Source organism: Mycobacterium sp. WUMAC-067 (assembly GCF_020217485.1).
Taxonomy (GTDB): Bacteria; Actinomycetota; Actinomycetes; order Mycobacteriales; family Mycobacteriaceae; genus Mycobacterium.
Genome location: NZ_JAEKMI010000216.1, coordinates 1 through 293 on the forward strand (window position 1 = coordinate 1; position 293 = coordinate 293).

A 293-nucleotide genomic window follows, 5' to 3' on the forward strand; every position below is an offset into this window, starting at 1 on the left:
CGAGAGCCTGCGCACCCTGTTCCCGGCGGTCGACGGGATACCCCAACAGGTGGTCATCCCGGCGGATCGCGCCGACTTCCGTTGGGACGTCGTCGATGCCACTGGCTGGCCGCCGGCCCGGCTGCAGGAGGCCATCGATCCCACGGTGCGTCACTCGTTTGATCTCGCCACTGAGATTCCGTTGCGGGCAAGGCTTTTCCGCGTCGCCGATGACGAACACGTGCTGGTGGCCGTGGTACACCATATCGCCGCCGACGGATTGTCGATGTCCCCGCTGGTGGCTGATCTGGGGG

1 protein-coding gene is annotated in these 293 nt (G+C 66.6%); it reads left to right on the forward strand.

The window, feature by feature from the left end:
• A partial coding sequence (locus JF781_RS28295) for a condensation domain-containing protein (protein WP_225341393.1) occupies positions 1–293 on the forward strand: 293 nt, incomplete at both ends.